The following is a 23,991-nucleotide window of genomic DNA, read 5'->3' on the forward strand; positions in this document are numbered from 1 at the left end:
TCCTCAGCCAGCCGGCGCGCATTGATTCAGCTGTCGGGCAACGAGATCCGCCGTCTCCTCGCCGCGCTCGCCTTCACCCCGCTCACCTGCATCGACCACGTCATGCACTGGTCGACCTGGCGCCGTGAACGCCAACAACAGGCCCGCGACTGCCACTACCGCCGACGCGGCGAACGACCCCCGAGCTGATCAACTGCCGTTGCAGTACTAGGAGTCGATCGGGTAGTGGACGAGGCCGCCGACGTTAGGCCATTTCGCCTCGGACAAAAGTCCACCGCCGCGAGATTAATGGAGACCGACATCCGCGCCGCCCGGCACGGACAACACTCTGACCAGGAATGGAGCAGGGAATGAGAAAGGTAGAAATGAGACCGAGAATACGAGCACTCGCAGCTGTGACGGCAGCTGCGGTCACCGCGGTGAGTCTGGTGTTGACCGGGCAGGGTGTGGCGGCGGCGTCCGAGCCGAACCCACCGGGCCTGCCCCCGACGGTCACCCAGGACCCGCTGCCGACCGTGCAGATCGACGGGACGGTGTGGAGCCAGGTCGTCGTGGGCGACATCGTCTACGTCGGTGGCAAGTTCGAGAAGGCCCGCCCCGCGGGCGCGGCGCCGGGGACCAGCGAGACGCCACGGTCGAACCTGCTGGCCTACGACATCCGGACGGGCGTGCTGGTGGACTCCTTCGCGCCGAAGGCCGACGGTGAGGTCAATTCCGTCGCGGCGTCTCCGGACGGGAAGCGGTTGTTCGTCGGGGGCGCTTTCCAAAGCATCGACGGCAAGACCCGATCGCGCCTCGCGGCGATCGACCTCCCGACGGGCAAGCTCGTCGACAACTGGTTTCCGAAGGTGGGGACGACGGTGAACGCGGTCGTCGCCGCTGGCTCCAAGGTCTACTTCGGCGGCGATTTCAAGAAGGTCGACGACAAGCCGCACAACAAGCTCGCGGCCGTCAACGCCGCCGACGCAACCCTGGACGACGCCTGGAGCCCCCAGGTCTTCGGCGCGCGTCCGGTCGAGTCGATCACGATGAGCCCGGCCCGCACGCGGGTGATCGTCGGGGGCCGCTTCAACCAGATCGGCGAGACGAAGACCAACGCCGTGGCGTCGATCGACGCCACGAACGGGCAGGTCCTGCCGTTCGCGATGGGCAAGGTCACGACGAACGGCGAAGCCCCGACGACCGACACGCCCCAGCTCGACGACGACAATGCCAGCTCCGGCATGTGGTCGGTGGCTGCCGACGACAAGTACATCTACGGCGGTGCGTGGAGCCACGCCGGCAACGAGAAGTTCGGGAACCTGGAAGGCACCTGGGCCGCCGACCCGACCACGGGCGAGGTCGTCTGGTTGAACGACTGTTTTGGTGACACCTATGGCATCGCCCCGGTCAACGGCGTGCTGTACGCGTCCAGCCACGCCCACAACTGCGCGGCTGCGGGGAAGTTCCCCGAGCAGGGCACGAACCTCCACACCCAGGCCTGGTCGATCGCGCCGAGCTCGGTGCACAACATCAAGGACATCCGGGGGAACGACTTCTCGGCCTACCGGACGTCGAACCTGATGCAGTTCGCCCCGAGGTGGACGGTCGGCAACCAGGAGCTGAAGCAGGCGGTGTACAACATCGTCGGCACCTCCGAGTACGTCTCGATGGCCGGCGAGTTCCGAGCTGTGCTGAACAAGCCCCAGCAGGGGCTCGTCCGTTTCGCCACCCACGCGAAGGCACCGAACGCCTACGGCCCGTCCAAGGAGGCCCCGGGAACCATCAAGGCCGATCGGCTCACGACCGACGGCAAGGAGTCGGTGAAGGTGACCCTGTCGAACGCGATGTTCGACCCCGATGACACCGAGCTCACCTACGACCTGGTCCGCAACGACGACACGGCGAAGCCGGTCGCCTCGGGCAAGGCGACGACCCCCGGGTTCTGGGAGAAGGACAAGGGACGGCCGGTGGAGCTGACCGACCCGTCCCCGACCGGGGCTGCGGACAAGTACGTGATCGTCGCCCGCGACGGTGGCGGCAAGACCGCGTCGACGGACCCGGTGACGGTGGCCGCGCGGCCCACGCCGCCGACCCCGCCGACCCCGCCGACCCCGCCGACCCCGCCGGTGATCGGCCCGGACGGCGCGGAGAACTTCGCGGTCGGGCGTGCGGCGTCGATGTCGTCGACCTACGGGTTCTACAAGGGCATTCCGGTCGGCGCCAACATCGCGGTGGACGGCAAGACCGCAGGCCACCTGAACTACGGCGAGGTGATCCACACCGACAGGGGAGACGGCCGGGTGCCGGCCTGGTGGCAGGTGGACCTGGGGCAGTCACGCGACATCAGCAACGTCACGGTGTGGAACCGGACCGACGGCTACACCGAGCGGCTGAAGGACTACTGGATCTTCGTGTCCGACAAGCCCTTCGACACGTCCCTCACACCGGACCAGCGGAAGGCTCAGGGCGTCACCAGCGCTCGGGTGCAGCAGCAACCCAGCCCGTCGCTGACGACCTCGATGGAGCACCAGCCGACCGTGTCGGAGATCATGCTCCATACCGGCAAGCCCGCAGGCCCCAGCCGGGGCCGGTACGTCATGGTGCAGCAGGCAGACCCCAACGAGTTCCTGAGCCTCGCTGAGGTGCAGGTCTGGGGTCCGCCGAAGCGCTGACCGACGGGCCATCAGGGCCGGTGCGACTCGGCGGCCTGCGCTGCGACGCAGGCCGCCGAGTTCTCCACCGATCCGGGTCGGGCAGCGGGTCCGAGGACTCGCCGCCCGACTCCGGGTGATGATCGCGTCGGCGATCAGCACCTCTCCGACCCCGACACCTCCGGGCACCCGCCCCACCCCGTCCCGCCCGTGGGGGACGAGGCGTCGAGGTCAGGCTCGCCGGTGTCGGGGTCACCCTGCCCGAACGTCGGGAAGTCGGCCTTGCCGAGGTCGAGGACCGCACCGGCCATGTAGCGATACCAGAGAGCGCTGGGCAGTCCGATGCCGGTCACGGGGGTGCCCTCCTGGTCCAGGAGGGGGACGTTGCGGTCACTCCCGATCCACACCACCGCGGCCTGGACCGGGGTGAAGCCGGCGAACCAGGCGTCGTTGCTCTGACCGTAGGTGCGGGATCCGACCGTGCCGGGCTGAACTGCCGCCTGTTGCCCCTGGGGCAGCTCGAACCCGCCGAGGGGCGGGACCGACATCATCGTCTCCGCCACCGCCCGAGCAGTCTCCGGGGAGAACCGGTACTCGCCGGCCCGTTCCGGTCGCTGGTAGAGCACGTTCCCGTTGACGTCCACCACTGTCGACACCAGGTGTGGCGGGTGGTAGACGCCGCCGGCGGCCAGCGTGGCGTACGCGGATGCCAGCTGCAGCGGTGTGACCTCCTTGACGCCGAGCGCGACGGATGCGTCGGGTGCGTCGATCACTGCGGTGATCCCGGCCTTGCGGGCGGCATCGACCACGGCGGGTGGACCGACCAGGTTGGCGAGTCGGCTGAACAGGCCGGTGTCCGATGTGGCGAGGGCCTGCCGCAGGTCACAGACCGTGCAGCTGGTGGCGCCCCCGGGGGACGAGCTGATCGCACGTGTGTCGACCGGAGGGTCGGAGAGCAGACCGGCGAGCACGGCGAACGGGGTGAAGGTCATGCCCGGTTGCTTCAGGACCTGGGCGTAGTCGGTACCCAGCCCCTTGTCGCCGCCGTAGTAGGCGGAGATGCCCCCGGTCGCAGGGTCGATCGCGACCGCTGCGCTGCGCAGGTCCTCGGGCTGGCCGGCCACCTGTTCGCGGACTGCCTCGACCAGCTCGCGCTGGCGGGACGGGTCGATCGTGGTCGTCACACGCAGCCCCTGCCGGGCGATGGCGGTGCCATCCACGCCGAGCGCGCTCAGCTCGGCGCGCACGGCGTCGGCGATGTGGCCGTTCTCGCCGTCGAGGCTGGACCAGCCGGTGGAGGCGGACGGTGCGACGGTCGGCGGGAACCGTGCGGCCCGCCGTTCGCCGGGTGAGATCCGGTCCTGGTCCAGAAGGCCGTCCATGACGAACTCCCACCGCCGTCGAGCGTCGTCGGGGGCACGTGCAGGGTCCCAGTTCGTCGGGGACTGGATCAGGCCGGCCAGCAGCGCGCCCTCGCTGACGGTCAGCTGGGAAGCCGGCTTGGCGAAGTACGCCTGGCTCGCGGTCTCGATCCCGTAGGCGCCGCGACCGAAGTAGATCGTGTTGAGGTAGCCGCGGAGGATCTCGTCCTTGGGCAGCTGCTGGGTGACCTTGACCGCGACGATCAGTTCCCGATACTTGCGCGTGAGGCTGAACTCGTTGCCCACCAGGACGTTCTTGACGTACTGCTGCGTGATCGTCGAGCCCCCGCCGGAGCCTCCGGTGAGCTGTTTCCCGACGGCACGGACGATGCCCGTCAGGTCGAACCCCGGGTTGGTGTAGAAGGTGCGGTCCTCCGCGGCGAGGACGGCGTCACGGACGTGCGGGGGGATGGCCTGCAGCGGAAGCCGGACGCGGTTCCCGCCCTTCGGGACCAGCCGGACCATGGGGCTGCCGTCGGCGTAGGAGATGGTGGAGATCTGCTTGAGGGTGGCCTCGTCGGGCGAGGGCACCGCGAAGATCAGCCATCCGACCGCGAACAGCACTGCCGGTGCCCCCACGACGGCGATGACCAGGGCGATCAGGATGCGACGGTGCACGCGCCGGGACCGGATACGCGACGACCGCGTGCCGGTCTCCGGGCCCTCCCCGGCACTGGGAACTGCGGGGTCGGTGCCCGGCCGACCCGCCTCCGGACCGTCCGGCGCCACCGCCGGCAGGGGCTGCGTGACGGCATCCGGCACGGGCTGTGTGACGGCATCCCGGGGGATTCGTCTCGGCCCTCGGGCCGGTGAGGGGGGAAGCACGGTCTCCTCCGGTCACGGTGAGTAGTGGCCGTGCCGAGGGTGCCGGGGTCGTTCGGTGGTCATGTCCCGACCGTGTCGCGAGCGTGTCACGGTCGCGGGCTCACCGGTGACATGGTTACGACGGTGTGCCGTCGTTCAGTACTCGCAGGCCAGCAGACGCGGTTGGGTGCCGAGCTCGTAGAGGAACACCATCGCCTCCGTGTGGTCCGGCGTCATGAGGGTGCAGGCGATCTGCTGCTCGGCAAGCCGCCCGAGGGGCGTCCCACCGTTCGCGAGGGTGACGACGACACCTTGCTCCGAACGTTCGGCGCTCACCAGGGAGACGGACGGAGGTAGCTCGGTGCTCACGCCGGTCGAGAGTTCGGCCGGCGTCGGGCCGGCGAGCAGCACGAGCAGCAGGTCGGTGTCGTCGACGGGGCCGACGAACCGAACCACCGGAGTGGGCTTCCCCCGGAACAACAGGTAGATCTCGCGGACGTTCGGGTCGACCTCGGACAGGACCTGGTCGTCGGTCATGACCTGGGCCTCGACAGGTGCCGACGCCACGGTGTTCATTCCGCCGGGGCGAACACCACATGCGCTGACCAGCAGCAGGCCGGCCAGCCCCGCGGTGACGAGTGCCCGCCTCACCTGCGCCCCTCCGGGTACCGCGGCAGGCGCAGCGTGAACACCGCGCCACCGTCCGGGCCGTTCGCGGCAGTCAGCGTGCCGCCGTGCAGGTGGGCGTTCTCGCGGGCGATGGCCAGCCCCAGACCGCTTCCCTCGGAGCGGCTCCGTGACTGGTCGGCCTTGACGAAGCGCTGGAAGACGTCCTCCATCGAGCTCTCGTCGATGCCGGGTCCCGAGTCGCTCACCTGCACGGTGACGGTGTCGGCCGTAGCACCGGCGGTGACCAGCACGGGTGGCGCTCCGTGCCGCACGGCGTTGCCGACCAGGTTGGCCACGATGACGTCCAGCCGTCGCGGATCGATGACGGCGACGACACCGTCGGGCAGGTCGGTGTCGACCACGAGACCACGCCGATCGAGGGTGGCCCGGATCGCGTCGGCGATGTCGACGGTGTCCACCCGCAGCGTGGCGGTGCCGGCGTCGAAGCGGGTCACCTCGATCAGGTCCTCGACCAGCCGGGTCAGGCTGCGGGTCTCGACGCCGATGAGCCGGACCGCCCGAGCGGCGTCCTGGGGCAGCTGGTCTGCCGTGTCGTCGAGCAGGTCGAGGACGGCGGTCATCGCGGTGAGGGGGGTGCGCAACTCGTGCGAGACGTCGCCGACGAACCGGCGTGCGTCGGTCTCCATACGACGGAGCTGGACGACATGGTCGCGGAGCGAGTCCGCCATCTCGTTGAAGGTCGCGGACACGGCGGCGAGCTCGTCACCGCCAGGTGGGACCGTCGCCCGCGCCTCGAGGTCCCCGGCACCCAGCCGAGCCGCGGTCTGCTGCAGCGCGCGCACCGGACGCACCACTCCGCGAGCGGCGAACATCGCGAGTCCGAGTGCCACGACCACTCCCGCGGCGCCGACCAGCCAGGCGTCGCGAGCGAGATTGTCCACGACCGCTTGCTCACCGGTCAGCGAGTCGAGCACGAAGACACTGATCCGGGTCGACGGATCCTCGGGCGGTCCCGTCCCATCCTGCATGGACAGCTGGACACCGGTCACGAGCCAGGTGGCGTTGTCGTGGCGGACCCGTTGTGAGACCAGGTATCCGGCAGCGGCGGCATCGCGCAGTTGGGGCGACACCAGGGTCTGGTCGAACCCGTACGAGGCCTGACCGTCTCCGCGGAGGACCAGCACCGGGTACTCGGGCCGGCTACCCATCCTGGCTCCGATGACGGACAACAGCTCTCCCTCGGACCGTACGGGGAGAGGTTTGAGCGACTCCACCTTGCGGAGGAACCTGGCCACCGCGATGTCCTGGGCCCGCTGCACGATGGCGTCTCGCGCGGTGATGTACTCGACACCGGCGACGCCGGTGGCCACCGCGAAGCCGAGCATCGCGAAGGCGACCACCAGACGCAGGCGCAGGCCACGGAGAGGCCACGCGCGAACACCGTCAGGAGCGAGCTGAGCATCGACGGTGCGGTCGGTCACGGTCCGCCGAAACGGTAGCCGAATCCGCGCACGGTCTGCACGACGGTGGGGGACGAGGGGTCGTCCTCGATCTTCGCGCGCAGCCGCTGCACGCAGGAATCGACGAGTCGGGAGTCGCCGAGGTAGCTGTGGTCCCAGACAGCCGACAGCAGCTGCTGGCGGCTCAGCACCCGGCCCGGCGCGTCCGCGAGCTCGAGCAGCAGCTTCAGCTCCGTCGGGGTGAGCGTCACCACGCGATCATGAGAGGTGACGACCAGGGCCTGCCGGTCGATCGTGAGCGAGCCCTGTCGCACGATCTCCGGCCGGCCGTCGCTCGTCACGGCTGGTCTCTCGGCCGTCCGTCGCAGAACGGCCCGGATGCGGGCGTCGAGCACACGACCGGCGACCGGCTTGACGACGTAGTCGTCGGCGCCGGCCTCCAGACCGGCCACGACGTCGATGTCGTCGTCACGAGCGGTCAGCATCACGATGGGGATCGATCCGGCGGCACGCAACCGCCGGCACACCTCGAACCCGTCGATGTCGGGCAGCATCAGGTCGAGCACCACGACGTCGTAGTCGCCCCCGGCGACCCGGGCCAGGCCCTCGGAGCCGGTCACGGCGCAGTCGACGACGTGTCCCACGTGGGTCAAAGCGATCCGCAGACCCTCGGCGACCGACGTGTCGTCCTCGATGAGCAGGGCCCGCGCCATGTCAACATCATGACGCACGAGCGGACACGCCGCTGCCGGGCCACCACCGCGGCCCGGTGTCGAGTGGTCGCTGACTCTGTTCATGGACGGTGTGCGGTCGCCGGGGCGTCGCTCAGAAGGTGGCCGCGACCTCCATGACGTAGGCGTCGTAGCCGGAGGCGCCGTAGCGTTCCCCCAGCTTGTGGCAGGCGTCGGCGTCGATGAAGCCCATGCGCAGCGCGACCTCCTCGACGCACGCGATGCGCACGCCCTGCCGGTTCTCCAGCACGCGCACGTAGTCGGCGGCCTCGAGCAGGGATTCGTGGGTGCCGGTGTCGAGCCACGCGAAGCCGCGGCCCAGGTCGACCAGCCGCGCCGACCCCTGCTGCATGTAGACCCGGTTCACGTCGGTGATCTCCAGCTCGCCGCGGGCCGACGGGTGCACCGAACGCGCGATGTCGACGACCTGCTGGTCGTAGAGGTACAGCCCGGTGATGGCTCGGTCCGAGCGCGGGGCTGCGGGCTTCTCCTCGATGGAGATCAGCCTGCCCTGCGGGTCGGCTTCGCCCACTCCGTAGCGCTGTGGGTCGCGTACCGGATACCCGAACAGCACGCAGCCGTCGCCGGAGTTCAGGCCCTCGATGCTGCGGTGGAGCATCCCGGAGAAGCCGGGTCCGTGGAAGATGTTGTCGCCCAGCACCAGCGCCGAGGCGCTGTCCCCGATGTGGTCGGCGCCGATCACGAACGCCTGTGCCAGGCCGTCGGGGGAGGGCTGCTCGGCGTAGGTGATCTCCAGGCCGAGCTCGGCGCCGGTGCCCAGGAGCCGTCGGAAGTCCGGCAGGTCGGTGGGCGTGCTGATCACCAGGATCTCCCGGACGCCGGCGAGCATCAGCGTCGAGAGCGGGTAGTAGATCATCGGCTTGTCGTAGACGGGCAGGAGCTGCTTGGACACGACCCGGGTGAGCGGATCGAGGCGGGTCCCACTGCCGCCGGCGAGGATGATTCCTTTCACCGCTGCCCCAGAGCCCCGTGCGCAGGGCGGCCGAGCTGCGCGCCGGGACCCGCGTCGGACATCACGTGCCCGTCTGCGCAGACATCGGTGGGGTGCACCACGGAGCTCCTTCGGGTCTCGCGCAGCCCGCTCGTCGTAGCTGCCGTCGGACGGCGACGCCGTCCCTGAGGTCCGTCTCGTCGCCCCACGATGCTCGCGCGAGGTCATCACCGTGTGCTCGCCGTGTCGTGATTGCGTCACAACGGCCGACGGGTCGCAGCAGGCCGGCACGGCGGACTGTGACGCCATCGCGACACGACGAGGACGAGGTGCGGACAGGGGAGGCCCACCGTGGGCGACGTCCCGGCCGACACGGGTCGGCCGACAGCCCCGATCCCCTGGAAGGTTCTCTACGTGCGGATTCTCGTTACCGGTGGTGCCGGGTTCATCGGCTCGAACTTCGTCCGGGCCGTCCTCGCCGACCGCTACGCGGCGCTCGCCGGAGCCGAGGTCGTGGTCCTCGACCTGCTCACCTACGCGGGCACCCTCGCCAACCTGACCGAGGTGCGCGACTCGCCGCGCCTGCGGGTGGTGCCGGGCGACATCCGCGACGCCGAGACCGTCGCCGCGGCGATGAGCGGCGTCGACGTGGTGGTCCACTGCGCGGCCGAGTCGCACGTGGACCGGTCGATCGAGGGAGCCTCCGAGTTCGTCTCGACCAACGTCGTCGGGACCCAGGTGCTGCTCCAGGCCGCGCTGGAGGGTCGCGTCGAGCGGTTCGTGCACGTCTCCACCGACGAGGTGTACGGGTCGGTGGAGACAGGTGCGTCGGTCGAGACCGACCCGCTCGAGCCGAACTCGCCGTACTCGGCGTCGAAGGCCGCGTCGGACCTGCTGGCTCTGGCCTACCACCGGACGCACGGGCTGCCGGTCTGCGTCACCCGCTGCTCGAACAACTACGGGCCGCACCAGTACCCGGAGAAGCTCGTTCCGCTGTTCGTCTTCACCCTCCTCGACGGTCGCCCGGTGCCGCTCTACGGGGACGGCCGCAACGTGCGCGACTGGCTCCACGTCGACGACCACTGCCGGGCCATCGCCATGGTGGCGGTCGGTGGCCGCCCCGGGGAGGTCTACAACATCGGCGGCGGGACCGAGCTCAGCAACATCGAGCTCACCCGCCGGCTGCTTGAGCTGGTGGGTGCGTCGGAGGCGATGGTGGAACGGGTCGCCGACCGCAAGGGGCACGACCGCCGCTACTGCGTCGACTGGTCGAAGATCCGCGCCGAGCTCGGGTACCGGCCGCAGGTCGAGTTCGACGACGGGCTGCGGCGCACCGTCGAGTGGTACAGGCGCAACCGCGTCTGGTGGAGGTCGATGAGCCCGGCCGCGGCCTGAGCGCGCGTCGAGAGGCGTACACGGTCCGGTGCCGAGATCGCCCGTACGGGACGCCACGGACATGTCGGTCGTCGCTATGATCGCCAGGTCTTCTGGGCGACGGGGAGAGTCATGCGGCCAGCCAGTGTGTACCCGGTCCTGTGCACGGACCGGATCGAACAGTCGAGGGACTTCTACGTCGACCGCCTGGGTTTCGAGACGACGTTCGAGGCCGACTGGTACGTCAGTCTCCGATCGCCCGGCTCCCGCCCGTTCGAGCTCGCGCTGATAGCCCACGATCACCCCACGCTGCCCAGCGCCTACCGGAGGCCGGTCCAGGGGCTCCTGGTGAACATCGAGGTCGACGACGTCGACGCCGAGTGGAAGCGAGTCGTCGTCGACGGTGGGGTGACGCCGGAGCTGGAGCTGCGGGACGAGCCGTTCGGGCAGCGGCACTTCATCGTCGCGGATCCGAACGGCGTCCTCGTCGACGTCATCACCCCCATCGAACCCTCGGCCGAGTTCGCCGCCCTCTACGCCGAGGACGCCACCACCTGAGCCACGGCCGGGCCCACCGCCGTGTCGGCGCGGAGCGCGTCGAGCAGAACGGGGACGATCGTCTCCGCAGCGGAGCTGCGGTACAGGTAGAAGTGACCGCCGTCGAACGAGAGCCTGCGGAAGTCCGAGGTCGTCTCCACCGACCACAGGAACATGCGCTCGGCGATGACGATCGGGTCGTCGGTCGCGCAGAGGGCCACGATCGGGACGTTCGTCCCGTTCGGTGGACGTCGGTAGGTCTCCAGAGCCTCCAGATCCGCCCGGATGGCCGGCAGCGAGGGACGGAGCAGCCCCCCAGGATCGGCGACTCCGTCGGGGGCGCCACCGATGCGATGGACGTGGCGGACCAGGTCGTCGTCGCTCAGCCGGTGCGAGTAGGGCGGCCGGCTGGGGAAGCACGGTGGCTGGCGCGCCGAGACGGCGACGAGCCGCGGTGGCATCCCGCGGCGTTCGAGCGCGCGGGTCAGCTCGTAGGCGAGCACGCTCCCGAAGCTGTGCCCGAGCACGACCGTCGGCAGCGGGTCGCGACCGGCGACCTCGTCCGCCAGCTGCGCCACGATGGGCCCGGTCCGGCGCAGCGGTGTCTCGGTCGAGCGTGTCCCGCGACCCGGCAGGTGGGCGGCGAGCAGCTCCACGTCGGCCGGGACGAGGCCGATCCACGACCGGAACGCCGACGGCCACCCGCCTGCGTGCGGCAGGACCACGATCCGACCGACGGGCTGCGGCCGGCTCCGGCCGGCTCCGGCCGGTGCGGCGGCCGAGCGCGGCGAGCCAGCCGGTCATGACACCACCGCCGGCGCGGCGAGCAGCGGATGACGGGCCTGCAGGTGATCGACGACCCGCCGCTGGTGCGGGGTGAGTCGTTGCCCGGGAAGGTTCTCCAGGGAGTGCAGGAACGGGTCGTCCGGGGCGGGCAGACCGGCCACCGCGGTTGCGACCGACAGCAGGAGGGTGGGCTGGTACCACGCGGAGTAGCCGCCCTCGTGTGCGAGGACGATGCGCCCGGAACAGAGCTCGTCGGCGAGGTCGCACAGGGCGCCCACGACAGTGTGGAAGGTGCGGCTGGTCGCCATCATCCGCCCCATCGGGTCGTGTGCGCCCGCGTCGAGTCCGGCCGCCACCAGGATCAGGTCCGGCCCGAAGGCCCTGGCGGCCGGGAGGACGAGCGACTCCACCGCCGCCACGTACCCGCCGTGTCCGGTGCCCGCGGGCAGCGGCACGTTCATGGTGGTGCCCGCGCCCGCTCCGGACCCCGTCTCGGCGGCGGTCCCCGATGCGGGCGGGAACAGTCCGTCCTGGTGCAGCGACACGTAGCAGACGTCGGGGTCCTCCCAGAACACGCGTTGCAGTCCGTTGCCGTGGTGCACGTCGATGTCGACCACCAGTACCCGGCGGGCGCCCTGCTGCTGGGCGACCCGGGTGGCCACGGCCAGGTTGTTGAACAGGCACAGCCCCATGGCCCGGTCGGGCTCGGCGTGGTGACCGGGCGGGCGTACCAGGCAGTAGGCGCGCCGGTGCCGGCCGGCGAGCACCTCCCGGACGGCCGCGGTGCAGGCACCGACGGCCAGCCGCGCGGCGGCCGCGCTGTGGTGTCCTGCCGGGGCGTACACCCCGGCGTCGCCGCCGCCCCGGGCCGAGGTCGCCTCGACGCGGTCGACGTGCTCGCGCGTGTGCACGAGCAGCAGGTCCGCATCGGGCGCGGGGGAAGGGGTGTGGCGGGTGAACCGGTCCAGGACGCCCGACAGCCGGACGAGCCCTTCGGCACGCCGGAGGTCGGGGTCGACGGCGAACTGGCGCAGCGGCTCCACCCCCGGTCCGACGGGAAGATGACCGCTGCCCGCACCGGGGTCGTGCCAGAAGCACAGCTCGTGCGAGAACCACGCCGGCGGCGGCCCGGCCGGCCCACCCGCGGTCATCTCAGACCGCCGCGCCGGCGCGGACCACCGAGAGGCCGGAGACCCGGGAGATGTGCCCGGTGTGGAACGCGCGATCCTCGGCGGTGGTCCGCTTGGTGGTCAGGACCGTGTCGAGCAGTGCCAGCACCTGCTCGACCTCCGACGTCGTCGGGTCCCGGTCGCCGATCTCGGTCTCGATCTCACGGATCCGTCCCGCCGGGACGATGACCCCCGCCTCGTACTCGGCCGAGTCGTCGTTGTGGTTGCGCGTGCAGGCCACTGCCCGCAGCACGGCACCGAAGAACGCCTTGCCGTTGATGTCACCCATGATGCTTCCCTTCGGGACGGAACGGACGGATCAGACGAGCCCGAGCCGGCGGCCGGCGCGGGTCAGGACCTCCACGGCGAGGTCGATGTCGTCATCGGTGTGGGACAGGTTCACGATGGTCCGCAGCCGCGGAAGGCTCCGCGGCACGGCCGGGTAGACGATGGGCTGGACGAACACCCCGTCGGCCTGGCACAGCCGGGCGAGGTCCTGGGCCTGGCCGTCGTCGCGGCAGAGGACCGGCACCACCGGCGACTCGCTGTGCAGGGTGTCGAAGCCCGACCGGTGCAGCGCGTCGCGGTAGCGCCCGGTGCGGCCGCGCAGCTGCTCGGCCATCCCCGGTGCGGCCGTCATCACCTCGACGGCGGCGAGCGCGGCGGCCGCGTTCGCCGGGGTGACCGCGGCGGAGAACATCCAGCCGCGGGCGTTGTTCTTCAGCGCGAACACCAGGTCCGCACTCCCGGCGACGTAGCCGCCGGCGCTGGGCACGGTCTTGGACAGTGTTCCCATCTTGACCGCAACACGGTCGGCGCCGATGCCGAAGTGCTCGGTGATGCCTCGTCCGGTCCGGCCGAGCACCCCCAGGCTGTGGGCCTCGTCCACCATCAGCGGGGCGTCGAAGCGTTCGCAGAGATCGACGATGCCCGGCAGCGGCGCGATGTCGCCGTCCATGCTGAACACGGCGTCGGTGACGACGAGCCTGCCGCCGTCGCCGGACTGGCGCAGCGCCCGCTCGAGATCGTCGAGGTCGTTGTGGGCATAGGTCAGGACCCGGGCCCCCGACAGCCGGTACCCGTCGAGGATACTGGCGTGGTTGTAGACGTCGCCGATCACCGTGTCGCCGGGCCCCACCAGTGCGCCGACCGTGGCCACGTTCGCCATGTACCCGCTGGAGTAGACGATGGCGTCCTCCGTGCCCAGGAACCGGGCGATCGCGAGCTCCAGCTCGCGGTGGAGGCCGAGGGTGCCCGCGAGCAGGCGGACACCGTGCGCACCCGTGCCGTGCCGGCGCACGGCCTCCTGCACCCGGGCCCCGATGTAGTCGTGCCCGATCAGGCCGAGGTAGCTGTAGGAGGCGAAGTTGAGGTACCAGCGGTCGTCGAAGCGGATCCAGGAGCCCGTCTCCTCCTCGACCACCGGCTCGTAGAAGTAGCGACCCTCGGCGACGACGGCCCGGTCCTCCCGGGAGAGGTCGTCGATACGGCGGTCGAGGAAGCCCCCGCCGGGGCGGTCGGTCAGCCGGCCCGGCAGTGTGCGTCCCGGCACGCTCCGAGGCCCGGTCGGGGCCCCTGCTGCGCCTCCCTCGGGGCGCGGGCCGGGCCGGTCGAGGACGTCCGATCCCACAGCGCCGGCCGCTGCTGTGTGCGGCATCGGCCGCGTCACCGCGGGCGGTGCCGGGACCGGGCGCGGTGACGGCACCACCGCGGGCGCCGGCGCGATCACCGCGGCCGGGGTCGACGGGGGTGTGGTCGACGAGAGTGTGATCGAGGGGGCGGGCGCGGGGTGCCCGGGACCGACCGGCTCCGTACGGAAACGGTCCCAGTCGGGCCGGAACGCGGGGCGCACGTCGGAGGTCGTGGATCCGGCAGGTGCGGACGTCGGGACCGAGGAGGCCCCGGCATCGGTCGTGGGCACGGACGGGGCCCCGCCGCCCGGAGTCGGGGCAGGCACGGGGAGGGACCGGAGGTGGTCCAGCAGGTCCTGCACCTTGGTCAGCTCGAAGAGGAGCGCGGGGTCCAGCTCGTAGCCGGCCTTCGCCAGGCCGGCGGTGATCTCGACGGCCATCATCGAGTCCAGCCCGAGCTCGAGCAGGTCGTCGCCCGGAGCGACCGCGGGCAGGTGCATCGTGCCGGTGAGGATCGCGCTCACGGACGTCCATGCGTCGGTGGTGTCCAGCGTGCTGGTCATCGGTTCGTCCTTCGGTCGGGCGGGTGCGGACAGGACGTACTGGCCGGGTGGGCGGGTCAGCACCTCACGCAGCAGCGCCAGACCCGCGTCCGGTTCGAGCGCCGGGATGCCGCGGGCCGCGGCCGCAGTGACCACGCCCTCGCCCATCCCGGCGTTCCACAGGCCCCAGTCGAGGCTCCACCAGTGCTCGCCGTCGTAGCGGCGGCGGGCCGCGTAGCCGTCGAGGAACGCGTTCGCGGCGGCGTACGCGCTCTGGCCCAGATTCCCCTCGACCGCGCTGATCGAGCTGAACAGCACCACCGCGCCGGGGCGGTGGTCGCGGTCGAGCATCGCATCGAGTGCCTGCACACCCGAGATCTTGGGGGCCAGGACCTCCGCGATCCGCTCAGGAGTGAGCGTCCGGACCAGGCCGTCCCTCAGCACCCCGGCCGAGTGGATCACCAGGTCGAAGCGCTCCCGACCCAGCGCCGGGTCGGGAGCGGCCACGTCCGTCGTCAGGACCTGGACCTCGCACCGCTCGCGCAGCCGGTCGATCCGCTCCCCCCGACGCCCCGACGGCGCGGTGCGGCCGACGAGGGTCAGGTGTGCGCACCCGAGCTCCGCCAGCAGCTCCGCGACGAGCAGCCCGAGTCCGCCCAGACCCCCGGTGACCAGCACGCGCCGCCCCCTCGGGTCGAACGGTGGCCCGTCGCCGGGGCCGGCGTCGCGACGGTGGGGGACGAGCAGCTCGTCGCCGTGCCGGCGGTACTCGCCGCCGTCGTGCGGGACGGAGAACGACCCCGACGGTTCGCCGCCGAGGTCCAGCAGCGTGACCGGCGTCCGGGGGTGCTCGGTCCGCACCGAACGGAACAGGCCCCACAGCGCGGTGTGCGACGGATCGGGACGCTCCCCGTGGGCGTCGCGGGTCACGACGGTCAGGGCGGGGAACGGTCGGATGCCGGACAGCGTGCGTGCCAGTGCGGCCGCCTGCAGCACCTGGGTGCACGCGTCCCCGCCGGGGGCCGGGGCGTGCACGACGAGCTCCGGCGGCTCCTCGGCCAGGTGGGACTGCAATGTCCCGTCGGTGATGACCTCGAGCCCGAGACGTCGCACCGGTCCCCTGATCCCGGGGGCGTCGCCCAGGACCAGGATCCTCGAGGTGTCCTGAGGTGTCGGCGCGGGTGCCGGAGCGGCCCGCCAGCCGGGGACCGTCGTGCAGCCGGCCGTCCCGGACGCGCGGGTCGGCATACCGGCGGCGGTGCGGCCCGGCGGGCCGACCGTCCGCAGCACGATGCGGTCGAGTTCGAGGACGACCTCACCCTGTTCGGTGCAGACCGTCGCCCGCCCCCGGCATCCGGCGGCGTCCGGGCCGCCCGGGGTCCGCTCGACGAGGGCCAGCAGTGTTCCCCGGACCGGACGACGGACGGAGATCCGCCCGATGTACCACGGCAGGCAGCGCCCGGCGGCGCCGTCGTCCAGCAGCCCCAACCCCTGGAGGAGGGCGTCGAGCACGGCCGGGTCGATCACGGCGCCGGGCTCGTCGGTCGTCGGTCGCAGTACCGCGAACATCCGGTCACCGTCGCGTCGCAGCGAACGCATCACCCGGTACCGCTCGCCGTAGACGATCCCGCTGCCCGCGCGCCAGCCGTCCAGGACCGCCAGCGGCGCTTCGGGTCCGGCGGAGGCCTCGAGCGCGGCGGTGTCGAGGTAGGTCGGCGGGGGAAGGGGTGCCCCGGCCGCGACCGCACGGGCATGCAGCCGGGACGGGGAGTCCGGGTCGTCCGCCCGGCGGGCCCGCAGGACCACCGCGCCGTCGTCAGCGACGTCGACCTCCAGAGCCGACCCGCGGTCGGTGACGACGAGCGGCTCGGCGAGGACCACGTGCTCCAGCCACCACCGCCGCGAGGGTGCGCCGGCACTGACGGCCCGCAGCATCTGGTCGATCTGTGCCGCCGCCGGGAGCACCCCGACCCCGTCGATGCGGTGGTCGGCGACCACCGGATCGTCCGCGGTGAGCGTCCGCCGGCTGGTCATGTGACGAGCTCGAATCCGTCGGCGGCGACGACCCGACCGTTGACCTGGAGGTCGATGACGTGGGTACCGGGGTAGTAGCGGCGGGTCGTGATCTCCCGGACCGGGTGGCGCTTCTCCACCACCCGGCTCTCGCCGGGCCCCAGCTCGACCGAGGCGAGCTTGAAGACCTTGGGGAGGGTGCGCCCGTTGTTGCGCACGTGGTGCACGACGTAGTCGACGGCGACGGTGTGCGCGTGCCGATCGGTGTTGCGGATCTCGGCACGCAGGGTGACCGACTCGCCGAGCCGGATGGTGGCGGGGCTGAGCACCAGCCGGTCCGCCCGGACGTGTTCGCCCCCGGTCACACCGGACAGGGCGAGTGCTCGCTGGTCGCCGTTCTTCACCAGAACCCGCAGCGCGTGCCTGCTGATCCACTCCGTCTCCGGGGTCGGGCTCTCCGCGGCCCACCGTTCGAGCACGTCCAGTACGGCGTCGGGGTGGTCGCGGGCGATGTCGTTGAGATTGTTGGCGACCGACTTCCTGACGTAGGGCGAGGGGTCCGAACGCAGTGCCTCCAGTACCTCCAGGACAAGGGTGGGGTCCTGGACGAACCGGTGCAGGGTCCGCGCCCACGGCAACCGCGGCCGGATCCCCTCGCTCGCCAGCCGGCGCACGTTGAGGCTCGGTGATCCGGCCCAGGTCCGGACCCGCTCCATCGTGATCTCGTGGTGCTGGTCGAGGTAGGGCCGGATCGCGTACTCACCGGTGTGCCGCCGGGTGATCTGTTCGATCGCGTCGAGCGAGATCTCCGGGTGACCGAGACCGTGGTCCTCCACGAACCGGGCCACCGGCATGAGGTACCAGCTGGTGTTGAACATTCCGTCGCCCTCGGCCAGCTCCTCGCCGAGGATCGACAGCAACGTCGCCAGGGCCTGCGGATAGTCCTGCGGGAGCCTGCTGCGCAGGCCGTCGGAGAGGACCCGGACGCGGTCCTTCAGCTCGAGCGGGGGGACCAGCGCCGCGACCTCGGTGACGTATCCCTCGAGGTCGAACTGCGGGTGCACCTGCGTCACCAGGTCTCCGAGCAGGCGGGCCGCTCCGCTGTCGAAGTGTCGCTTCAGGCCGTACTCCGTCATGGACGTACTCACTCTCCGGGGTCGCGGGGGAACCGGTCGTCGACGTTAGAGGGTTGTCCTATCGGTCGGCTTTCGGTCCTGACGTCCGGTGTCGTCGACCCAGTAGCGGGTCCGGGCGAACGGGAACCGGGGCAGGTCGGCGATACCCGGCCCGGGCGTCCGCGGTGTGCCCGCGAGGACGACCTCGGGGTCGGTGGTGTTGTGGTGGTCGCACAGGTGCCGGTACAGCGCGTCGGTACGGCCGCGGGCGAGGGTCGAGCGCACGAACCCCGCCTCGGGAGTGAGGTCGGCGGCGAGCCGGGCGAGCACGGGCTGCGGCCCGATCTCCCAGTAGCCCGCCGGCCGGCTCCGGTGGACCTCGGTCAGTGCCTCGTGGAAGAGCACCGGCTCGACCAGACCGTCGGCCCACGTCTGCGGGTCGGTCGCGGTCTCCGCCGTGTGCCGGGTCCCGGTCACGGTGGAGGTGAAGGCGATCTCCGGTGGCCGCAACCCGGCCGTCGCGAGCTCCGACCGCAGCGCGGGCACGGCGCCCGACATGTCCCGCGAGTGGAACGCGTGGCTGACACTCAGCGGTGTCACCGCGACCGGTTGCGCCGTCGCGGTGAGCCGGTCCCGCAGTGCCACGATGTGCTCCCGCGGGCCGGCGACCGCGGTGTTGCGCGGCCCGTTGTGCGCGGCGACCTCCAGCCCCGGGTGGTCGCGCAGGATCTCGGCGACGGTCACCCGGTCGGCGTGCACGACGGCCATCGAGCCGGGCGCCGGCTGGGCGAGCATGGCCCGCCCCCGGCAGGCGGTGACCCGCATGAGGTCGGGCAGCGCGAGGCACCCCGCGGCCCATGCGGCGGTGAGCTCGCCGACGCTGTGCCCGATCACGTGCCCGGGACGGATCCCCCAGGAGTCCAGCAGCCGGACCAACCCGACCTGGACGGCGACGATCGCGACCTGCGCGTGGTCGGTCCGGGTCAGCACCCCGGCCTCGGACCGGAACAGCAGCTCCGGCAGCGGGACCGCGAGCCAGGGCGCCAGCATCGCCGTGCAGTCGTCGACGGCGGAACGGAACACGGGCTCGTCGCGGTAGAGGTCGGCGCCCATGCCCGGGTACTGGGAGCCCTGGCCGGTGAACAGGAACACCGTCGGACCTCCTGCTCCCGTACCCGTCCGGATGACCGGTGCCGCGTCCGCGGCCCCCGTCGCGACGGCGGTGAGCCGTGCGGCGAGCTCGGCGCGCGTCGTGCCGTGGACCGCCACGCGGTGGCGCTGGCGGGCCCGCCCCGCACGCGAGGTCCAGGCGACGGCGGCGAGGTCGTCGTCGTCCGGGAGAGCGGTGACGGACCGGGCGTAGCGGTCGGCGAGGTCCCGCACGGCGTCCTCGGTGGGAGCCGACACGGTGAGGACATGGCTGCGTCCGGCCGCAACGGCGGGTCGCACCAGGGGGGAGGGCTCCTCCAGCACGACGTGGGCGTTCACCCCGCCCATCCCGAACGCCGACAGGGCCGCGCGCCGGGGACCGTCGCCCCGGTGCCAGGGCAGCGCGTCGACGGCGGGGAAGAACGGTGTGTTCTCGAACCGGATGTGGTCGTTCGGCCTGGTCAGGTGCAAGGTGGCCGGGATCGTGGCGTGCTCGAAGGCGAGGAGGACCTTGACCAGACCGGCCAGACCGGCGGCGGGCTCCAGATGGCCGATGTTCGACTTGACCGAGCCGATGGCACAGAACTGGCGGCGGTCGGTGTGCCGACGCCAGGCCCGGGTCAGCCCGTCGACCTCGATCGGATCGCCGAGCGTGGTGCCCGTGCCGTGTGCCTCCACGAGGGAGATGGAGTCCGGCGACACGTCGGCGTCCCGCAGTGCCGCGGTGATGACGTCGCGCTGGGCCGTCGGGCTCGGGGCCGAGTACCGGCTGGTGCGGCCGCCGTGGTTGACGGCTGCGCCGATGACGAGTCCGCGGACCCGGTCGCCTTCGGCGGTGGCGTCGGCCGAGCGGCGCAGCACGACGGCCGAGGCACCCTCACCGGGTACGAAACCGTCGGCACCCGCGTCGAAGGCGGCGCACCGGGCCTGCGGGGACAGGGCCCGCATCGCCGTCATCGAGGCGAAGTACTCAGGGCTGATCGCCGCATGCACCCCGGCGACCACGGCGGTGTCGATGTCCCCCGAGCGCAGGTGCGCCAGCGCGGTGTGCAGGGCGACCAGGGCAGAGGAGCACAGCGTGTTGACCACCATGCTCGGTCCGGTCCAGTCCATCAGGTGCGACAGCCGGTTCGGGATCATCGCCTCGAGGCCCAGCCCGCGGCCGTCACCGACACCGAGCCGGGCGCGTTCCTCGTGGTAGTGGTCGTGGCTGTAGGCGATCCACAGCCCGGTCCTGCTGCCCTCGGCCCGCGGGCCGATCCGACCGCCGTCCTCCAACGCTTCCCAGATCGTCTCGTAGACGATCCGGGCCTGCGGGTCGATCATCGGAGCCTCGCGCGGCGAGATCCGGAAGGGTGTCGGGTCGAACCGGTCGACCTCCGGCAGGAACGATGCGCGTGGGGCGGAGTCCGGGTGGCCGGCCCACCTGCCGGCGGGGAGTTCGTCGACGGTGTCGACGCCGTCCCGCAGCAGTTGCCACATCTGCTCGGGGGTGGAGGCACCGGGCACACGGACGGCCATGCCGACGACCGCGACGTCGCGCGACGGATCCCGGTCCGCCGGGTCGGCCGGGCGCGGGCCGGTGGGTCTCCCGGCCGGCTCGCCCGCCGGGGCCACGGTGGGTGCCGGCGTCGGTGTGGCGGCCACCGGTGCCGGGGTGGTCGGCCCCGCGGCCAGGGATCTCGACGGGGGTACGGGCGGCCGGTCCGAGCCGGGTGGGTCCGCGGGTGGCGGGCCGCCCGTCGGCTGTCGGGACGCGTCGTCGGTCCGGCCGCCGGCGCCGGGCCGCTCTGCCCGCAGCGCGCGCACCAGCTCCGGCGCGTCCTCGGCCAGGAAAGCGGCGAACCGTCCTGGTGTCGGGAACTCGAAGAACACCGTCGGGTAGAGCGACAGGCCGCGCTCGCGGGACAGACGCTCGCTGAGGTCGACCAGGCCCACCGAGTCGAACCCGGTGGACAGGAACTCCTCGTCGGTGTCGTCGTGACCGAGCCCGGCCTCGGCCAGGAACCAGTCGAGCACCACGGCGGGGGCCGGTCGCCCGTCCGCGCCGGACGATGCCACCACGCCGGTCCGCGAGGACGGACCGATCGCCGGAACCGCCGGAACCGCCGCCTCGGCGGTGACCTCCGCCGGGGTGGGGGCCCGTTCCGGCGCCGTCGGCGCGGACGTCGCCGCATCGGTCGGCGCGAAGGCGGCTGCCGGTACCCGCTTCGAGGAGATGTCACGCAGCACCATCACGACCGACCCGGCGTCGTCGGTGACGGTCTGGGTGACCCGGCAGGCCTCCTCGTTCCAGAACCCGACCCGGGTGTGGACGAACGCGGCTCGTTCCAGAGATCCGTGCACCTCCACCGCGCCGATCGACAAGGGGATGAACACCGGGGCGTCGGCCCGGCCCGCGATCGCATGGTCCAGGTCCAGTGCGGCGATCGTGACGCTGTCGAGCAGGCCGGGGAACAGCTCGACCCCGTCGTCGTTCCAGCTGCGCTGACGCGCTCCCTCGACGCGGGCGAGCGTGCCGTCGGGTACGGCCGCGACCCACGAGATGTTGCGGTAGTAGCGGCCGTGCCGATAGCCGAGCGCACGCAGTCTGCGGTAGAGCGTCGTACCGGACCTCAGTGGCCCGCAGGTCTCCAGCAGCGGGCCCAGGTCCAGACGGGCGGGCCGGGCGACGGCGGTGGTGACGTAGCGCCCGTGCGCGTACGGGCCGTCCGGTCCCCGGAGCTCGAAGGCGCCGTCGCCGGTGGTCCTGCACGTCACGACCTCCGGCTGCGCCGCCCGCAACGGGCGGTGGAACACCAGGTCGGCGAGGCCACCGAACGTCCCGCCGGCGGCCACCGCTCCGGCCCTCAGCAGGTCCAGCCACGCCATTCCCGGCAGCATCGCCTCGCCGAACACCGAGTGCTGCGCGATGGGAACCTCGCCGGGGCCGTGGACCCGCTCGAAGGCGAAGCCGTCCGCCCCGAGCGGCTGCAGTACCCGCAGCGGCCCGCCGGACTCGGCCGACCGCTGCGGCTCCCGCAGGTCCAGCACCCGCCCGTCGGCCTGGGTCATCGGGACCTCGGCCGTCCGGAACGGCCGGCCGGCGCGGTGGCGGCTCCAGTCCACGTCGTGCCCGTCGGCGTACAGGGCGGCGAGGACCGCGGCGATCCTGCCGGCGACGTCGGCCGGGCCGGTCGTGCCGTCGAGAGGACCGGGGCCCTCGACCGGGGTGCCGGCGGCGAGCAGCGCCGCGACCGCCGCGGTGGGGTCGGGGTCGTCGCCGAGTGCGTAGGCGGCGGTCACCGCACCCGGCCCCTCCCCGGGGAGCGCCGCGTCGGGTGCCCCCAGGGCGACCAGCGCGACCGGCCAGGCGATCGCGCCGCAGAGCGCGGTACGGCGGGCCCCCCAGGCGCCGATCGGATCCCCGGTGGCGGTGACGAACCGGTCCACCAGCCGTGCGACGGCCGGGACCTGTTCGGCCAGCCAGGGCAGCCAGGTCCCGGCGTCGCCGCCCGGGACGGGTGGCGCCGGTGCCCGGTGTGGTGCCGACCCCGGCCCGGTGCGCAACAGCGTGTCCCGCAGGGCTGCCGCGAGCGCGTCGGCGCCGTCACCGGACACCGCGATCCGTGCCGCGAGGTGCGGGCGGGAGAGCCGGGTGGTGGCGCAGGCGTCGTCGAGACCGGGACCGAGCCGGGGGAGCAGCTCCAGCCACTGGGTGGCGAGCTCACGCACCCCGTACGGCGTCCGGGCGGACAGCGTGAGCACGTGGGGACCGGTGCCGGCACGCGGCGGGACCGGCGGCGCCCCGGTGACCACGGCGTGGACGTTCGTCCCGCCGAAGCCGAACGCGCTCAGCCCGGCCCCTCGGACCGTCGCCGCGGGCCACGTCTCGGCCGCCCCGGTCAGCCGCAGCGGCCCTCCGTCGATCTGCAGGCGTGGGTTGGGCTGTTCGACGTGCAGGCCGGGGACGATCTCCTCGGCGAGCGCGCAGAGCAGGCCGGCCAGCCCGGCCAGGCCGGCAGCGGAGTGCAGATGCCCGATCCGCCTCTTGAGTGAGCCGAGCGCGACCGAACCCGGGGCCATCCCGTGCCGGGTGAACACCTCGGAGAGGGCGCGGACCTCGATCGGGTCGCCGATCGCGGTGCCCGTGCCGTGTGTCTCCACCATCTGGACCGTGTCGGGGTCGACCCGCCGGTAGACCCCGTCGAGGAGCTCGACCTGGGCCTCCAGGTTGGGCGTCGTGACACCCATGGTCGCGCCGTCGTTGTTGGCGGCGACGTGCACGATCGTCCCGAGCACACGGTCGCCGTCGCGCTGCGCCGCCGCCAGCGGTTTCAGCACCAGGGCGACCGCCCCTTCCCCGGGGACGTAACCGTCCGCGCGACGGTCGAACGTGCGGCACAGCCCGTCGGCGGACAGGGCCCCGGCCCCGTCGAGCAGTCGGTAGGTGAGCGGGTCGACGAGCAGGTCCACGCCGCCGACCACGGCCAGGTCGCAGTCACCGCTGCGCAGGCTGAGGCAGGCCGCCCACAGGGCGGTGAGCGAGGACGAGCAGGCCGTGTCGAGCACCAGCGCCGGCCCCGCCAGGTCGAGCCGGTCGGCCAGCCAGGCCGCGGCGAAGTTCTGCGACCGGCCCCACAGCGTGGCGGCGGGCGGCCCGGTGGGGGACCCGGGGCCCGGGAGGGCCGCGTCGTAGCCGTAGGCGTTCATCCTGCTGCCGACGAACACCCCGGCCCGCAGCCGCCGGCGGCCCCGATAGCCGGCCTCCTCGAGGGCGCGCGCCCCGATCTCCAACATCACGCGGTGCTGGGGGTCGATGCGGACCGCGTCCTCGGCGGACAGGCCGAACGCCTCGTGGTCGAACGAGTGCGGATCCTGCAGGAAGCCCCCGCGCAGGCCCGGGCGCGGCAGCAGGCCCGGCGCCCAGCGGGCGGCCGGCACCGGCGACACCGCGACGGTGTCGCCGGCCAGGAACGTGCGCAGGTCGGTCACGTCCTCTGCTCCGGGGAGCCGGACGGCGAGGCCGATGACGGCCAGGTCATGGGTCGGGTGGTCGGACATG

15 protein-coding genes are annotated in these 23,991 nt (G+C 72.3%); 4 read left to right on the forward strand and 11 right to left on the reverse strand.

Going from position 1 to position 23,991, the window contains the following annotated elements:
- Positions 1–189: hypothetical protein (locus Ae505Ps2_RS32730; RefSeq protein ID WP_212567654.1), on the forward strand; the 189-nt coding region annotated here is incomplete at its 5' end.
- 230 nt (positions 190–419) lie between these two features.
- Positions 420–2,654 (forward strand): hypothetical protein, encoded by a 2,235-nt coding sequence (locus tag Ae505Ps2_RS20610; RefSeq protein WP_139320196.1) that lies wholly within the window; start codon positions 420–422, stop codon positions 2,652–2,654.
- A gap of 134 nt (positions 2,655–2,788) precedes the next feature.
- Here the strand turns inward: Ae505Ps2_RS20610 and Ae505Ps2_RS20615 are convergent, their stop codons facing one another.
- From Ae505Ps2_RS20615 to rfbA, 5 genes are all read right to left on the reverse strand, one after another.
- Positions 2,789–4,672, reverse strand: coding sequence for a transglycosylase domain-containing protein (locus Ae505Ps2_RS20615; RefSeq protein WP_139320197.1), 1,884 nt, complete (start codon positions 4,670–4,672; stop codon positions 2,789–2,791).
- 342 nt (positions 4,673–5,014) lie between these two features.
- Positions 5,015–5,509, reverse strand: coding sequence for a hypothetical protein (locus tag Ae505Ps2_RS20620; RefSeq protein WP_020621700.1), 495 nt, complete (start codon positions 5,507–5,509; stop codon positions 5,015–5,017).
- Positions 5,506–6,888 carry a HAMP domain-containing sensor histidine kinase gene (locus Ae505Ps2_RS20625; protein ID WP_249265312.1) on the reverse strand — a complete coding sequence of 461 codons (1,383 nt, stop codon included), beginning with the start codon at positions 6,886–6,888 and terminating at the stop codon, positions 5,506–5,508. Before Ae505Ps2_RS20625 ends, Ae505Ps2_RS20620 begins: the two co-directional genes overlap by 4 nt.
- A gap of 77 nt (positions 6,889–6,965) precedes the next feature.
- Complete coding sequence (locus tag Ae505Ps2_RS20630; RefSeq protein WP_020621698.1) at positions 6,966–7,661, reverse strand: response regulator transcription factor; 696 nt, start codon at positions 7,659–7,661, stop codon at positions 6,966–6,968.
- Between the two features lie 112 nt (positions 7,662–7,773).
- Positions 7,774–8,652, reverse strand: a complete 879-nt coding sequence (rfbA, locus tag Ae505Ps2_RS20635) for a glucose-1-phosphate thymidylyltransferase RfbA (RefSeq protein WP_075553890.1) — start codon at positions 8,650–8,652, stop codon at positions 7,774–7,776.
- Between the two features lie 393 nt (positions 8,653–9,045).
- Here rfbA and rfbB point away from each other — a divergent pair, with 393 nt between their 5' ends.
- Together rfbB and Ae505Ps2_RS20645 are read left to right on the forward strand one after the other, a co-directional pair.
- Positions 9,046–10,026 (forward strand): dTDP-glucose 4,6-dehydratase, encoded by a 981-nt coding sequence (gene rfbB, locus Ae505Ps2_RS20640; protein WP_075334242.1) that lies wholly within the window; start codon positions 9,046–9,048, stop codon positions 10,024–10,026.
- 111 nt (positions 10,027–10,137) lie between these two features.
- Positions 10,138–10,563, forward strand: coding sequence for a VOC family protein (locus tag Ae505Ps2_RS20645; protein WP_075333341.1), 426 nt, complete (start codon positions 10,138–10,140; stop codon positions 10,561–10,563).
- On the opposite strand, the gene Ae505Ps2_RS20650 is transcribed toward Ae505Ps2_RS20645, so the two are convergent.
- The 6 genes from Ae505Ps2_RS20650 to Ae505Ps2_RS20675 all read right to left on the reverse strand — a co-directional run bounded on the left by Ae505Ps2_RS20650 (position 10,539) and on the right by Ae505Ps2_RS20675 (position 23,990).
- On the reverse strand, positions 10,539–11,267 hold the full coding sequence (locus tag Ae505Ps2_RS20650; RefSeq protein ID WP_075553891.1) for an alpha/beta fold hydrolase: 729 nt from the start codon (positions 11,265–11,267) through the stop codon (positions 10,539–10,541). The genes Ae505Ps2_RS20645 and Ae505Ps2_RS20650 overlap by 25 nt on opposite strands.
- 75 nt (positions 11,268–11,342) lie before the next feature.
- Complete coding sequence (locus Ae505Ps2_RS20655; protein WP_075333343.1) at positions 11,343–12,479, reverse strand: class II histone deacetylase; 1,137 nt, start codon at positions 12,477–12,479, stop codon at positions 11,343–11,345.
- A gap of 1 nt (position 12,480) precedes the next feature.
- A complete protein-coding gene (locus Ae505Ps2_RS20660; protein WP_075333344.1) occupies positions 12,481–12,786 on the reverse strand; it encodes a hypothetical protein in 306 nt (101 codons plus the stop codon).
- 30 nt (positions 12,787–12,816) lie between these two features.
- Positions 12,817–16,704, reverse strand: coding sequence for an aminotransferase class I/II-fold pyridoxal phosphate-dependent enzyme (locus tag Ae505Ps2_RS20665; protein WP_075306661.1), 3,888 nt, complete (start codon positions 16,702–16,704; stop codon positions 12,817–12,819).
- Positions 16,701–17,819 (reverse strand): DNA alkylation repair protein, encoded by a 1,119-nt coding sequence (locus Ae505Ps2_RS20670; RefSeq protein ID WP_075333346.1) that lies wholly within the window; start codon positions 17,817–17,819, stop codon positions 16,701–16,703. Before Ae505Ps2_RS20670 ends, Ae505Ps2_RS20665 begins: the two co-directional genes overlap by 4 nt.
- A gap of 45 nt (positions 17,820–17,864) precedes the next feature.
- On the reverse strand, positions 17,865–23,990 hold the full coding sequence (locus Ae505Ps2_RS20675) for a type I polyketide synthase (RefSeq protein ID WP_075553892.1): 6,126 nt from the start codon (positions 23,988–23,990) through the stop codon (positions 17,865–17,867).
- Position 23,991 lies beyond the last annotated feature (1 nt).

This window comes from Pseudonocardia sp. Ae505_Ps2, assembly GCF_001932425.1.
Classification (GTDB): Bacteria; Actinomycetota; Actinomycetes; order Mycobacteriales; family Pseudonocardiaceae; genus Pseudonocardia.